Origin of the sequence: Jiella avicenniae, from assembly GCF_021390325.1 — a bacterium.
In the GTDB taxonomy this organism is placed as follows: domain Bacteria; phylum Pseudomonadota; class Alphaproteobacteria; order Rhizobiales; family Rhizobiaceae; genus Jiella; species Jiella avicenniae.
The window spans coordinates 146,163-159,751 of sequence record NZ_JAJUWU010000019.1 but is presented as its reverse complement, the minus strand read 5'-3'; the positions used below and the strand labels follow the sequence as shown (position 1 = coordinate 159,751).

Below are 13,589 nucleotides of genomic sequence, written 5' to 3'. Positions count from 1 at the left end.
CCTTCGCTTGGCTCGGCCGATGCCGACGTCTCGCCAAGGATTGGGAGAAATCCACCGAAAGCGCGACCGCTTGGGCCTTCATCGCCAACATCCGCCTCCTCACCCGACGCATCGCAAGGTATTGGATATACACCTGAACTTTTGAATCGGGCACTAAGAAACCAAGCTGGCTTGAGCCGCGGCATTTTTTGCTCTTCGCTGCTCGACCACTGCTCGATTTATCGATGTTGGTCTACCATGCGGATCGAACGGCGTCTTAAAATGAAAAGCGATAGAAGTGGGCCCATGATCATGGAGGTGCTCCAGGCGTTCGACTCCTTCCTGCCAAAGCGGGAAGTGACCCACTGCCACCCACCATAGGACGTAAGGCGGCCAAGTGTGATGATCGAACCATCGCCGTGCATTCTGCATCGCCTCAATATGAATGCCAGAGTATGAGAAGGCGAATAGCGAGGGCAGATCGCGCCAGAGGGAAAGCGACGATGGAGCCCAACCGTCTCCATTTTCGATATAATAGCGTGGAAATACCTGAGGCCCCCAACTGGCCGGCCCCTCTTCTCCATCGTAACCCGATCGGGCAACAAATCCTTCGCTGACCTCCGCCGCACGGAAATTCAGGTCGTTCCGATCATGGAATCCTTGGTTTACAGGCTCGCTTGAGGCTACACGGAAATTATTGAAGTTGTAGATTGCGAGGTGATGCATGCATTCCTCTACAGTATCCTTCTGAATGGCCACTTTGAAGCAAGGCTACTGCAACCATCTTCGGGCGGCAACGGGTCGGGAGTTGCCGATCGCCCGCGTCACCAAATCTGAAACGGAATTGCTAACTCCGTCTCAGAACCGCTCTGCCCTCACGCCGACCGGCGCATCATCAGCGTCGAGCGGATTCGCTTCTGGCGGGGGACGAGTTTTTCGCCGCTCGCCTCGGCGCCGAGGAGGTCGGCGAGAAGCTGCACGGTCTCGAAGGCGATCGTCTCCGTGTCCTGGGCGGTGGTGGTCAGCGGCGGCCAGACATATTCGCTGAGCGGATGGTCGTCGTGGCCGGCGACGCGGATGTCGTCGCCGGGCTCGCGGCCGATCTTCAGACCGGCTTCGCAGGCGGCCGAGATCACGCCGAAGGCGATGCGGTCGTTGGAACAGAGCAGCGTCCTGCCGGGCAGGCCCTCGCGCAGGAGCCGCCGCATCTGGGCGCGGCCGAGGCGCTCCATGTCCCACGAGGCCTCGGAACCGAAGCCCACCACCATGGGCTCGTGGCCCTCCGCCTGCATCGTCTCCCGATAGGCCGCCTGGCGGATCAGCACGTTGTCGGTGAGATGCGGCCCCTCGATCAGAACCGGCGGCTCGCCCGAGCGGCAGAGATACTGCACCATCGCCGTCATGCCGAAGCGGTGGTCGTTGCTGACGAAGGGAACGTCGTCGCCGAGCGGAACGTCGAAACTGACGGTCGGGATCTCGCTCTTCAGGCGATCGAAAACGCCCGGCCGCGACAGGTTGCCGAGCGGCGCGACGATGATGCCCGCCACCTTGAAGTCGAGCATCCGCTCGGCCGCCTCTTCCTCGAGATCCGGCGCGGTCTGCGACGAGATCAGGATGGGGCGCAGATCCCGCCCCCGCAGCGCCGCTTCGATATGGGAGACGAACTTGGCGAAGAACGGGTCGTAGATCGTCGGCACGATGATCCCGACATTCACCACCATCTTGCTGCTGAGATGCCGGACGAAGGAACTGGGCTCGAAATCCGACTGGCGCAGCACCGTTTCGATCCGGCTGCGGGTGACCGGCTTCACGTCCTGCGGGTTGTTGAAATACTTCGCCAGCGTCGGGCGCGAGACGCCGCAGGCCTTGGCAAAATCTTCCATCGATTTGAAGGCACTGCGCGCCATTCCACACCCCTTGCGAATCCGGCGGGCCGCCCGTCATCGCCGACGCTTCTACACGCCGGGGAAAAACTTTACAAACTTCACATTTTGATAAAAACGGCCAAGGCCTCGACGGCGTTTTTTGCGGGCTGGGCCGGCCGGCCACGACGGTCTGGCTGCAGGCGGCATTTCTCGCACCGACGCCGACGCAGCAACCGGGCCGCGACGCTCATATCAAAGAGGGTTCATCCCGCCGGTCGCCGGCGGGGGCCCCGTCCTCAGGGCGTCAAAGTCCGCCTCACCGCGTCCGCCCAGCCGGCCAGCTTTCGGCCGCGGGTGACGGCGTCCATCCGCGGCTCGAAGCGCCGCTCCAGCCGCCAGCGCTCGGCAAAGCCTTCCATTCCCGGCCAGACGCCGGCCTTCTGGCCTGCCAGCCATGCCGCGCCGAGCGCCGTCGTTTCGAGCACGACCGGGCGGTCGACCGGGGCATCGAGAAGGTCGGCGAGACACTGCATCGTCCAGTCGGAGGCGACCATGCCGCCGTCGACCCTGAGCGTCGTGTCCCCGGCCCGCGGCCAGTCCTTCTTCATCGCGGTCAAGAGATCCGCCGTCTGGTAGCAGACGGCTTCGAGCGCCGCGCGGACGATCTCGTTCGGACCGGTCTTGCGGCTGAGCCCGTAGATCGCGCCGCGGGCATCGGCATCCCACCAGGGCGCCCCGAGGCCGGTGAAGGCGGGGACGAGATAGACGTCCTGCTCGTCATCGGCCTTCGCCGCCAGGGGGCCGCTGACGTCGGCCTTGTCGATGATCTTCAGCCCGTCGCGCAGCCACTGGACGGCGGCCCCGGCAATGAAGATCGAGCCTTCGAGGGCAAAGGTCGTCCGGCCGCCGAGGCGATAGGCGATGGTGGTGAGCAGCCGGTTCTTCGAGGCGACGCGCTCCGCGCCGGTGTTGAGGACGGCGAAGCAGCCCGTCCCGTAGGTCGATTTCAGCATGCCCGGCTCGAAGCAGGCCTGGCCGAGCGTCGCGGCGTGCTGGTCGCCGGCCATGCCGAGGACACCGATCGACGCGCCGAACAGCGCCGGCTCCGTCGCGCCGAAATCGGCGTCGCAGTCCATCACCTCAGGCAGGATCGCCCGCGGCACCTTGAGGAGCGACAGGAGATCGTCGTCCCAGTCGTTGGCCGAGATGTCGAAGAGCATGGTGCGCGAGGCGTTGGATGCGTCGGTGGCATGCACCTTGCCGCCGGTGAGGCGAAAGAGGAGAAACGAATCCACCGTGCCGAATGCGAGTTCGCCCCGCTCGGCCCGCGCCCGTGCGCCCTCGACGTGGTCGAGCAGCCAGGCAATCTTGGTGCCGGAAAAATACGGATCGACGATGAGCCCGGTCTTTTCGGTGATCGTCGGCTCGGCGCCGTCGGCGACCAGCCTGTGGCAGAAGTCCGACGTCCGCCGGTCCTGCCAGACGATGGCGTTGTGCAGGGCCTTACCGGTTTCGCGGTCCCAGAGGACGACCGTCTCGCGCTGGTTGGTGATGCCGATCGCGGCAATGTCCGACGCCGAGAGGGAGGCATCGGCGATCGCGCCGCGGACGGTGTCGACGACCGAGTTCCAGATGTCTTCCGGATCGTGCTCGACCCAGCCGGAGCGCGGGAAATGCTGGGGAAATTCCTGCTGGGCGACGCCCTTGATGCGATAGCCGTCGTCGAAGACGATCGCCCGCGTCGAGGTCGTGCCCTGGTCGATGGCGAGAACGTAGCCGGACATGGGTGCCCTTCCCATTCTTACGATTGCGATGGCGGAAAGCCGGGGCGGACCCCGGCTCTCCTGTCTGTCGAAGGCAGCGGCTCAGTTCGACTTCTGCATCGAACCGTCGGCGGAGGCGGGCGTCGCCGTCGCCGGCGTCTGGCCGCCGTCCTGCGGCATAGCGGCCTTTTCGTCCTGCCAGCTCTTCACCAGCTCGTCATAGGAGACGGTCTGGGGCTCTTCCTTCTCGTTCTCCTTCTTCGGCTGGGGCGCCAGCGTGCCGTTGGCCTTGGCCTGCTCGACCCAGTAGTCCATGTCCTGCTCTTCGTTGAGCTTCGGGCCGATGTCGCCCTGGATGCCGGCCCGCTCGAGGCGCTGCATCACCTGCTCCTGGTTGGCGCAGAGCGCGTCCATGGCTTCCTGCGGGGTCTTGGCGCCCGAGGCCGCATCGCCGATAGCCTGCCACCAGAGCTGGGCGAGCTTCGGATAGTCCGGCACGTTGGTGCCGGTCGGAGACCACTGCTTGCGGGCCGGCGAACGATAGAACTCGACGAGGCCGCCGAGCTTCGGCGCACGATCGGTGAAGCTCTTGTCGCGGATCGTCGATTCGCGGATGAAGGTCAGGCCCTCGTGGCTCTTCTTCACGTCGACGGTCTTCGACGTGACGAACTGGGCGTAGAGCCATGCGGCCTTGGCGCGGTCGTCCGGCGTGGACTTCATCAGCGTCCAGGAACCGACGTCCTGGTAGCCGAGCTTCATGCCGTCGACCCAGTAGACGCCGTGCGGCGACGGCGCCATGCGCCACTTCGGATTGCCCTCCTCGTCGACGACCGGGAGCCCGTCCTTGACCATGTCGGCGGTAAACGCGGTGTACCAGAAGATCTGCTGGGCGATCTGGCCCTGCGCCGGAACCGGGCCGGACTCCGAGAAGGTCATCCCTTGCGCTTCCTGCGGGGCGTAGGCCTTCAGCCAGTCGAGATATTTCTGGATCGAATAGACCGCCGCGGGCCCGTTGGTGTCGCCGCCGCGCGCGACGCAGGAGCCGGTCGGCTGGCTCTGCTCGTTGACGCGGATGCCCCATTCGTCGACCGGCAGGCCGTTCGGGATGCCCTTGTCGCCATTGCCGGCCATCGACAGCCAGGCGTCGGTGAAGCGCCATCCGAGCGACGGATCCTTCTTGCCGTAGTCCATGTGGCCATAGACCTTCTGGCCGTCGATCTCGCGGCCGGTGAAGAACTCGGCGATGTCCTCATAGGCCGACCAGTTGACCGGCACGCCGAGTTCGTAGCCGTACTTCTCCTTGAAGTCGGCCTTGTTCTTCTCGTCGTTGAACCAGTCGTAGCGGAACCAGTAGAGGTTGGCGAACTGCTGGTCGGGGAGCTGGTAGAGCTTCTTGTCCGGGGCGGTGGTGAAGGAGGTGCCGATGAAGTCGGCGATATCCAGCGTCGGCGAGGTCACGTCCTTGCCTTCGCCATCCATCCAGTCGGTGAGGTTGCGGACCTGCTGGTAGCGCCAGTGGGTGCCGATGAGGTCGGAATCGTTGACGTAGGCGTCGTAGATGTTCTCGCCCGACTGCATCTGCGTCTGCAGCTTCTCGATGACGTCGCCCTCGCCGATCAGGTCGTGGGTCACCTTGATGCCGGTGATGGCGGTGAAGGCCGGCGCAAGGACCTTCGACTCGTATTCATGGGTGGTGATGGTCTCCGACACGACCTTGATGTCCATGCCCTGGAAGGGCTTGGCCGCGTCGATGAACCACTGCATCTCCTTTTCCTGGTCGGCGCGCGAGAGCGAGGAGAGATCCTTGATCTCGGTGTCCAGGAATTTCTTCGCGGCGTCCATGTCGGCGAAGGCCGGACCGGAGGCAAGCGCGATGGCGAGGGTCGCCGTGGTGACCCAGAGTGTGCGTTTCATGAAGTATCCTCCCGTTGAGACAGGCCGGTCGATCCATCCCGAGATCCGAGCCGACCGGCGGCGGCCCGTATCCATGTTCCCTCCGCCTCAGACGAGGCGGAAGACGAGAACGAAGAAGAGCGCGCAGACGATCAGCGCGTACCAGAGCGAAAGATCGGTGGCCCAGAGCCAGCCGAGGCAGATGAAGGCCGAGCCGAGCAGCGACACGAACAGCCGGTCGCCTCGCGTCGTCTCGAAGCGCAGGACGCCGACCCGCGGCGCGCCGCCGGGGACCACGTATTCCCACACGCCCATCAGCGCGATGAGAGCGAAGATGGCGACGAAAAAGATCGCCGTCGGCCAGGTCCAGGCCATCCAGGATAGGTCGATCATCAAGATGGTCCTTATACTAAGCGCCCGCGCTCTGGCGCAGCCCAACCAGTGAATTTTCTTCTGCTGTTTCGGGGTCGAGCCGTCACACGTATCCAGTGGCACTTGATGTCGTATGCGTCTATGGCTGCTGCAGGCGCGCGAATTTCACCGAAAGGAACGAGAGACTTCGGGATCTCATGAAAATGATTTGGTTTTCCTGGAACCGGAACTAATTCAACAGACGGCTTCCATCGGGAGCTCTCATCGAAAATAGCTCGCCCGACCTCACTCCCAAACGGCAGTCGGGAAGTTCTAAATGAAATATCGAGAGATTGAACGACGACAGGAGTTCGCCCGGTATTCGAGACGATCGCGAGAAAATTATTTGCTCCCAGCGATACTTGGCTCGGATTGAAGACGGTAACCGCTAGACGGGGCCCGGAGGTCAACCAACGCACAAAGCTAATCAAAGCAAGGATGGTGGAGAGGGAAGCTGCATAGATTGCGATCCACTCTTTGGGTCCAATAGATTCCACTGCGTCTCTCTTATCGCTTGTGTTGATAGCTCTCCATGTGGAGATCAATAAACAAGCGTAGACGAACCTCAATTGGGGAACAGCGCCATGAACGAAGCGGTCAACCTGAAGGGCGATAAACTCATCGTCCTTACAGAGGAAGAGTATCGGACCATCGTCGAGGACGCGGGCGACGCGGCGATCGCCGAGCAGGCGATGGTCGAATACGAGGGCGCCCCCTCGATGCCTTCCGAACTCGTGCTGGCGTCCCTGAACGGCGAACTCCACCCGCTCGCCGCATGGCGCAAGTCGGTCGGGCTGACGCAGGCCGAGTTGGCGGAGGCGGCCGACCTTCGTCCGGCGACGGTCAGCGACATCGAAAGCCGCAAGATCGACCCGCGGCTGTCGACGCTGAAGGCGCTGGCATCCGCGCTGAAGCTCGGCATCGAGGACATCGTGGACTGATCTGCCGACGGTTGCCTCGCCCGCGACGTCATCCTCGGGCTTGTCCCGAGGATCTACCGGGCCGGACGTTTCGCTTCGGTGCCGAATGGCCGAGAGTCTTTGCGCTCTGGCGGCAGCAGATCCTCGGGACAAGCCCGAGGATGACGATCCTGCGAAGGGCAGCGCCATACCTCTCCGCCTCTTCATCCCGAGGTGCGACCCCGAGCTTGTCGACGGGTCGCCTCGGAGGGCGAAGAGGCGCCGCGCCATCGTTGAAGCAGCTCCCCCCATCACACCCGCCCCAGGGCAAAGCCCTTGGCGATGTAGTTGCGCACGAACCAGATCACGATCGCGCCGGGGATGATGGTGAGCGCGCCGGCGGCGGCCAGGACGCCCCAGTCCATGCCCGACGCCGACACCGTGCGGGTCATGATTGCCGAGATCGGCTTGGCGTCGGTCACGGTCAAAGTGCGGGCGATCAGGAGTTCCACCCAGGAGAACATGAAGCAGAAGAAGGCGGCGACGCCGATGCCCGACGCGATCAGCGGGGTGAAGATCTTGAAGAAGAAGGTCGGGAAGGAATAACCGTCGATATAGGCGGTCTCGTCGATCTCCTTGGGAACGCCCGACATGAAGCCCTCGAGAATCCAGACGGCCAGCGGCACGTTGAACAGGCAGTGGGCGAGCGCGACCGCGATGTGCGTGTCGATCAGGCCGAAGGCCGAATAGAGCTGGAAGAAGGGCAGCGCGAAGACTGCCGGCGGCGCCATGCGGTTGGTCAAGAGCCAGAAGAACAGGTGCTTGTCGCCGAGGAACCGGTAGCGCGAGAAGGCGTAGGCCGCCGGCAGGGCGACGGCGACCGATATCACCATGTTCATGACGACGTAGATGATCGAGTTGACGTAGCCCATGTACCAGGATGGATCGGTGAAGATCACCCGGTAGTTGTGCAGCGTCGGATTCTGCGGCCAGAGCGTCAGCGAGCCTAGGATCTCCTGGTTGGTCTTGAAGCTCATGTTGACGAGCCAGTAGATCGGCAGGAGCAGGAACAGGATGTAGACGATCGGGATCAGCGCCTTCAAGCGGAAGTGCCCGGTCTTCATCCGCGCGCGGGCCGCGATGGCGCTTTCGGAATGCGCCGCGCCCGGCAGGCTCGGATGGGCCGTCGTCGCGTGGTCGCTCATTCTCCGCCTCCCGTCATCGGCTTGTCGTTTCCGGCATTGGTCATCACCGTGTAGAAGACCCACGACAGGAGCAGGATGATCAGGAAGTAGATCAGGCTCATCGCCGCCGCCTCGCCGATGTTGAACTGGCCGATGGCGAGTTTCACGAGGTCGATCGACAGGAAGGTCGTGGAGTTACCCGGGCCACCGCCGGTGACGACGAAAGGCTCGGTGTAGATCATGAAACTGTCCATGAAGCGCAGCAGCACGGCGATCAGAAGCACCCGGCCCATCTTCGGCAGCTGGATGTAGCGGAACACCGCCCAGCGCGAGGCGCCGTCGATCTTGGCGGCCTGGTAATAGGCATCGGGAATCGAGACGAGGCCGGCGTAGCAGAGGAGCACGACGAGGCTCGTCCAGTGCCAGACGTCCATGACGACGACCGTGACCCAGGCGTCGACGGTGTTGCGCACGTAGTTGTAGTCGATGCCGAGCGCGTCGACCGTATAGCCCAACAGGCCGATGTCGGTCCGCGCGAAAACCTGCCAGATCGTGCCGACGACGTTCCAGGGAATGAGCAGCGGCAGCGCCATCAGGACGAGGCAGACCGGCACCCAGATGCCCTTTTTCGGCATCGCCAGCGCGACGAGGATGCCGAGCGGCACCTCGATGGCGAGGATGATGGCCGAGAAGAGCAGGTTGCGGAGCAACGCGTCGTGAAAGCGTTCCGACGTGAGCACCTCGCGAAACCAGTCGGCGCCGTACCAGAAGAACTGGTTGTTGCCGAAACTGTCCTGCACCGAGTAGTTCACCACCGTCATCAGCGGGATCACCGCCGAGAAGGCGACGAGCAGAAGCACCGGCAGGACGAAGAACCAGGCCTTGTTGTTCCAGGTCTTTTCCATCGTTTCCTCCCTCAGCCCCGCTCGACCAGCCAGGAATCGGCGTAGAGGTTCAGCCGGTCCGCGGCGAAGGCGACGTCGGCATCGGCGGGAATCGTCCGATCCTCCGCCACGACGGCGCTGAGGCGGTGCTCGCCGAGCCGCGCGCGCACGATCTTCTCCGAGCCGATGTCCTCGACCTTCTCGACCGTTACGGGAATGCCCTCGCCGCGGGGAACGAGCGAGACGAATTCCGGCCGGATGCCGAGTTCGACGCGCTTCTTCGGGGTCGCCGCAGACAGGCCAGCCGGCAGCTTGACCCGCTCGCCGGAGACGATGGCGTCGCCGCCGTCGAGATCGCAGGGCAGGACGTTCATGCCGGGCGAGCCGATGAAATAGCCGACGAAGGTGTGCTGCGGGCGCGCGAACAGCTCTTCCGGCGTGCCGATCTGGACGACCTCGCCGGCATACATGACCACGACCTTGTCGGCGAAGGTCAGCGCCTCGGTCTGGTCGTGCGTGACGTAGACCATGGTCATCTGGAACTCGCGGTGGAGCTGCTTCAGTTCCGAGCGAAGCTGCCACTTCATATGCGGGTCGATGACCGTCAGCGGCTCGTCGAAGAGAATCGCGGCGACGTCGGAGCGCACGAGTCCCCGCCCGAGCGAGATCTTCTGCTTCTCGTCGGCGGTCAGGCCGCGGGCCTTGCGGTCGGCCTTCCGTTCGAGGCCGATGCGGCGCAGCATGTCGTCGACGCGCGGACCGATCTCGGCCTTCGGCACCTTGCGGTTCTTCAGGGGAAAGGCGAGATTCTCGCGCACCGTCATGGTGTCGTAGATCACCGGGAACTGGAACACCTGGGCGATGTTGCGCGCCTCCGGGGAGAGCAGCGTCACGTCCCGGTCGTCGAAGCGGACATGGCCTTCCGACGGCGACAGGAGGCCGGAGATGATGTTGAGAAGCGTGGTCTTGCCGCAGCCGGACGGACCCAGCAGCGCGTAGGCGCCGCCGTCCTCGAAGACGGTGTCGACCTCGCGCAGCGCGTAGTTGTTCGCTTTCGCGAGTTCGGGCGAATAGGCGTGGCGGATGTGATCGAGCCGGATGCGGGCCATCGGGGGTCTCCTCTAGGCCGCCATCGCGGCGGGGGCGGCGACCGCGCGGTCATCGTCGCCGAAGACGAGGATCTCGGCCGGATCGAAGGACAGATGCACGGTGTCGCCGGCATCGACGCGCCTGACGCCGTGGACGAGCGCGATGATGTCGGAGCCGCCATGGGTGGCGTGGATGAAGGTCTCCGAGCCCGTCACCTCGGTCAGCGTGACCCGGGCATCGAAGCCCGCCGGATGCGCCTTGCCGAGTTCCAGCCGGTGGGGCCGGACGCCGATCTTGTAGCGCCCGTCGGCAAGGCCCGCATGGACGGGAGCCACGGCAAAGTCGACGCCGCCGGCGCCGGTAAAACGGCCGCCGCGCTTTTCGGCGACGAGCACGTTCAGCGGCGGATCCGAGAAGGTCGTCGCCGTCAAAAGGTCGTCCGGGCGGCGATAGACGGTTGTCGTCTCGCCGAACTGGGTGACGCGACCTTTCGACAGCGTCGCCGTGCGCCCGCCGAGCAGCAGCGCCTCGTGCGGCTCGGTGGTCGCATAGACGAAGATCGCGCCGGTCTCGGCGAAGATCTTCGGCAACTCCTCGCGCAGTTCCTCGCGCAGCTTGTAGTCGAGATTGGCCAGCGGCTCGTCGAGGAGGACGACGTCGGCGTTCTTCACCAGCGCCCGCGCCAGCGCCGTGCGCTGCTGCTGGCCGCCGGACAGGTTTAGCGGCGTGCGGTCGAGATAGGGCGTCATCTTGAGGAGATCGGCGGCCTTCCTCACCGCCGCGTCGATCTCGGCCTTGGGCCTCTTGGTGACACGCATCGGCGAGGCGATGTTCTCGTAGACCGACAGCGTCGGATAATTGATGAACTGCTGGTAGACCATGGCGACGTCGCGCCGGCGCACCGGAATGCCGGTGACGTCCTTGCCGTCCATCATCACCCTGCCCGCGGTCGGCGCGTCCAGGCCGGCCATCAGCCGCATCAGCGAGGTCTTGCCGGCGAGCGTCGGGCCCAGCAGCACGTTGATCGAGCCGCGCTGGAGCTTCAGCGAGACGTCGACGATGTGGTCCTCGGCGCCGACCTTGCGGCTGACATTGATGAGTTCGAGCAATCCGTCCTCCCAAACGGCAGACCTGGTGCGAACGGCCACTCAGGCCGCCGCCCGCCGCCTCGCCGTTGCCTTGTCCACATAATCTGCCAGCCGCTCCGCCTCGGCCGACGTAAAGCGCAGGCCGAGCTTCGACCGGCGCCAGAGAATGTCCGCGGCGCTCCGCGCCCATTCCCGCGCAATCAGGAAATCGACCTCCGCGGCGTGAAGGCCGTGGCCGAAATCCTCGCCCAGCCTGCCGGCCGCGACGAAGGAGGCGGCGTCGGTGCCGTAGGCCCGCACCAGACGGCGAACCGTCGACGCGGAAAGCTCCGGCGCCTTGGCGGCGAGGGTCCGTTCGAGTTCGGCGATGCCATCGACCGGAAAATCGCCGCCGGGCAGCCGCGCGTCGGCCGTCCACTGCCCGCCCTTGCGACCGAGCACGTCTTCGATCCTCTTCATCGCATCTTCCGCGAGCACGCGGTAGGTGGTGATCTTGCCGCCGAAGCAGTTGAGGAGGCCCGGACCGCCCTCCCCGCCCTCGACCTTGAGCACGTAGTCGCGCGTCGCTTCCTGGGCCTTGGAGGCGCCGTCGTCGAAGAGCGGACGCACGCCGGAAAAGGTCCAGACGACGTCCTCGCGCCGGACCGGCTTTTCCAGATATTCGCTCGCCGCGGCGAGAAGATAGTCGATCTCCTCCTCGGTGATGGCCGCATCGGCCGGATCACCCTCGAAGTCCCGGTCGGTGGTGCCGACGAGGGTGAAGTCGTCCTCGTAGGGGATGGTGAAGATGATGCGGCCGTCGGCGTTCTGGAAGATGTAGGCCCGGTCGTGCTCGTAGAGCTTCTTCGTGACGATGTGCGAGCCCTGGACGAGGCGGATGTGATGCGCCTCGTTGCGACCGACGGTGTTGCGCAGGATGAGGTCCACCCAGGGACCGCCGGTATTGACCAGAAATCTGGCGGCGACGCTCTGCTCCTCGCCGCTCGCGGCGTCGCGCAACGTCAGTTGCCAAAGGCCGGCCTCGCGCCGCGCGGCGACGACCTTGGTGCGGACCATGATCTCGGCGCCCTTTTCCCGAGCCGAGCGGGCATTGAGGACGACGAGCCGGGCATCGTCCACCCGCGCGTCGGAATATTCGAAGCCGGTGCGGTATTCGCTCTTCAGCGGCGCGCCGAGCGGGCCGGACAGATCGACCTTGGTCGTCGCCTTCAGCTTCCTGCGGCCGCCGATGTGATCGTAGAGGAAAAGTCCGGTGCGCAGCAGCCATTTCGGCCGCAGCCCGTCGTGATGGGGCAGGATGAAGCGCAGCGGCCGGATGATGTGCGGCGCGATCGCCCACAGCACTTCGCGCTCCATCAGCGCATGGCGCACCAGGCTGAACTCGTAGTGCTCGAGATAGCGCAGCCCGCCATGGATCAGCTTGGTCGACCAGGAGGACGTGCCGGAGGCGAGATCGTTCATCTCGGCGAGGCCGACCGTATAGCCCCGGCCGGCGGCGTCCCGCGCGATGCCGCAGCCGTTGATGCCCCCGCCGATGACGAAGATGTCGAATCGCTTCATGGCCTCCCGCTTCGCACTGCAGCAATTAAATTGCGATTGCGAACTTGAGAGATGGTATTACGAAACAGAAACGAAGGTCAAACGAAATCGCATTTCCGTAACCGTTACGACCTCGCGTCATCCGCGTCGGGGCTGCCGCGTGCCGCCGCCTCCGGCCGCGTCTCGATCATCCGCACCTCGGCCGCCGCGCAGATCGACCGGATGGCCGGCGGCGCCAGGTCGGTGACGAATGTCTGCACCTGGTCGAGATGGCCGATCCGAACCGGCGCCGAACGCTCGAACTTCGAGGAATCGGCGGCGAGAATAACGTGGCGGGCATTGCCGATGATCGCCTGGGCGACCCGCACCTCCCGGTAGTCGAAGTCGAGCAGCGACCCGTCGCCGTCGATCGCCGAGACGCCGATCACTGCGAAATCCACTTTGAACTGCCGGATGAAGTCGACCGCCGCCTCGCCGACGATCCCCCCGTCGGAGCGCCGCACGACGCCGCCAGCGATCACCACCTCCATCTCCGGATAGGGCCGGAGTGCGGTCGCGACGTTGATGTTGTTGGTGATCACCATCAGGCCGGCATGGCGCAGCAGCGCATGCGCCACCGCCTCCGTCGTCGTGCCGATGTTGATGAAGAGCGACGCCCGGTCCGGGATCAGATCGGCGACGGCGCGGCCGATCGCCGCCTTCTCGTCCGCCGCGATCACCCGCCGCGCGTCGTAGCCGACGTTCTCGACGCCGGAAGACAACACCGCGCCGCCATGGACGCGAGCGAGCAGCCGCTGGTCGCAGAGGTCGTTGAGATCCTTGCGGATCGTCTGGACCGACACTTCGTAGCGGGCCGCGAGATCGTCGACGGCGACCCTGCCGGATCGCTTGGCGGCTTCGAGAATTTGCAGTTGACGCTCGGACAGCATGATTGCGCTCCTCCCCTGAAGCGAAGCCGATCATGCGGAAAGCGAAAGTGAAACGCAACGAACGAA

At 64.7% G+C, this 13,589-nt stretch carries 12 protein-coding genes and 1 pseudogene; 2 read left to right on the top strand and 11 right to left on the bottom strand.

Annotated features, from left to right (window positions below; translation table 11 throughout):
• Positions 1-137: pseudogene (locus LZD57_RS18505) on the top strand (IS5/IS1182 family transposase); the annotation flags it as partial.
• A 16-nt stretch (positions 138-153) separates the two neighbouring features.
• On the opposite strand, the gene LZD57_RS18500 reads toward LZD57_RS18505, so the two are convergent.
• The 5 genes from LZD57_RS18500 to LZD57_RS18480 all read right to left on the bottom strand — a co-directional run bounded on the left by LZD57_RS18500 (position 154) and on the right by LZD57_RS18480 (position 5,893).
• On the bottom strand, positions 154-705 hold the full coding sequence (locus LZD57_RS18500; protein WP_233720992.1) for a DUF3291 domain-containing protein: 552 nt from the start codon (positions 703-705) through the stop codon (positions 154-156).
• A 149-nt stretch (positions 706-854) separates the two neighbouring features.
• Positions 855-1,886 carry a LacI family DNA-binding transcriptional regulator gene (locus LZD57_RS18495; RefSeq protein WP_233720990.1) on the bottom strand — a complete coding sequence of 344 codons (1,032 nt, stop codon included), beginning with the start codon at positions 1,884-1,886 and terminating at the stop codon, positions 855-857.
• 254 nt (positions 1,887-2,140) lie between these two features.
• A complete protein-coding gene (gene glpK / locus LZD57_RS18490; protein WP_233720989.1) occupies positions 2,141-3,628 on the bottom strand; it encodes a glycerol kinase GlpK in 1,488 nt (495 codons plus the stop codon).
• 81 nt (positions 3,629-3,709) lie between these two features.
• The gene (locus LZD57_RS18485; RefSeq protein WP_233720987.1) at positions 3,710-5,521 is read right to left on the bottom strand and encodes an ABC transporter substrate-binding protein; all 1,812 of its coding nucleotides are present in this window, start codon (positions 5,519-5,521) and stop codon (positions 3,710-3,712) included.
• A gap of 87 nt (positions 5,522-5,608) precedes the next feature.
• The gene (locus LZD57_RS18480; protein WP_233720986.1) at positions 5,609-5,893 is read right to left on the bottom strand and encodes a DUF2160 domain-containing protein; all 285 of its coding nucleotides are present in this window, start codon (positions 5,891-5,893) and stop codon (positions 5,609-5,611) included.
• 602 nt (positions 5,894-6,495) lie between these two features.
• Between LZD57_RS18480 and LZD57_RS18475 the strand changes: the two genes are divergently transcribed.
• Positions 6,496-6,852, top strand: a complete 357-nt coding sequence (locus LZD57_RS18475) for a helix-turn-helix transcriptional regulator (protein ID WP_233720984.1) — start codon at positions 6,496-6,498, stop codon at positions 6,850-6,852.
• 269 nt (positions 6,853-7,121) lie between these two features.
• Here LZD57_RS18475 and LZD57_RS18470 read toward each other — a convergent pair whose 3' ends face one another.
• The 6 genes from LZD57_RS18470 to LZD57_RS18445 all read right to left on the bottom strand — a co-directional run bounded on the left by LZD57_RS18470 (position 7,122) and on the right by LZD57_RS18445 (position 13,523).
• On the bottom strand, positions 7,122-7,934 hold the full coding sequence (locus LZD57_RS18470) for a carbohydrate ABC transporter permease (RefSeq protein WP_233721010.1): 813 nt from the start codon (positions 7,932-7,934) through the stop codon (positions 7,122-7,124).
• 77 nt (positions 7,935-8,011) lie between these two features.
• Positions 8,012-8,899, bottom strand: a complete 888-nt coding sequence (locus LZD57_RS18465; protein ID WP_233720982.1) for a carbohydrate ABC transporter permease — start codon at positions 8,897-8,899, stop codon at positions 8,012-8,014.
• Positions 8,900-8,910: 11 nt separating this feature from the next.
• A complete protein-coding gene (locus LZD57_RS18460; protein WP_233720981.1) occupies positions 8,911-9,987 on the bottom strand; it encodes an ABC transporter ATP-binding protein in 1,077 nt (358 codons plus the stop codon).
• 12 nt (positions 9,988-9,999) lie between these two features.
• Positions 10,000-11,076, bottom strand: coding sequence for an ABC transporter ATP-binding protein (locus LZD57_RS18455; protein WP_233720979.1), 1,077 nt, complete (start codon positions 11,074-11,076; stop codon positions 10,000-10,002).
• A gap of 39 nt (positions 11,077-11,115) precedes the next feature.
• Complete coding sequence (glpD, locus tag LZD57_RS18450) at positions 11,116-12,615, bottom strand: glycerol-3-phosphate dehydrogenase (RefSeq protein WP_233720977.1); 1,500 nt, start codon at positions 12,613-12,615, stop codon at positions 11,116-11,118.
• A gap of 104 nt (positions 12,616-12,719) precedes the next feature.
• A complete protein-coding gene (locus LZD57_RS18445) occupies positions 12,720-13,523 on the bottom strand; it encodes a DeoR/GlpR family DNA-binding transcription regulator (protein WP_255700036.1) in 804 nt (267 codons plus the stop codon).
• Positions 13,524-13,589 lie beyond the last annotated feature (66 nt).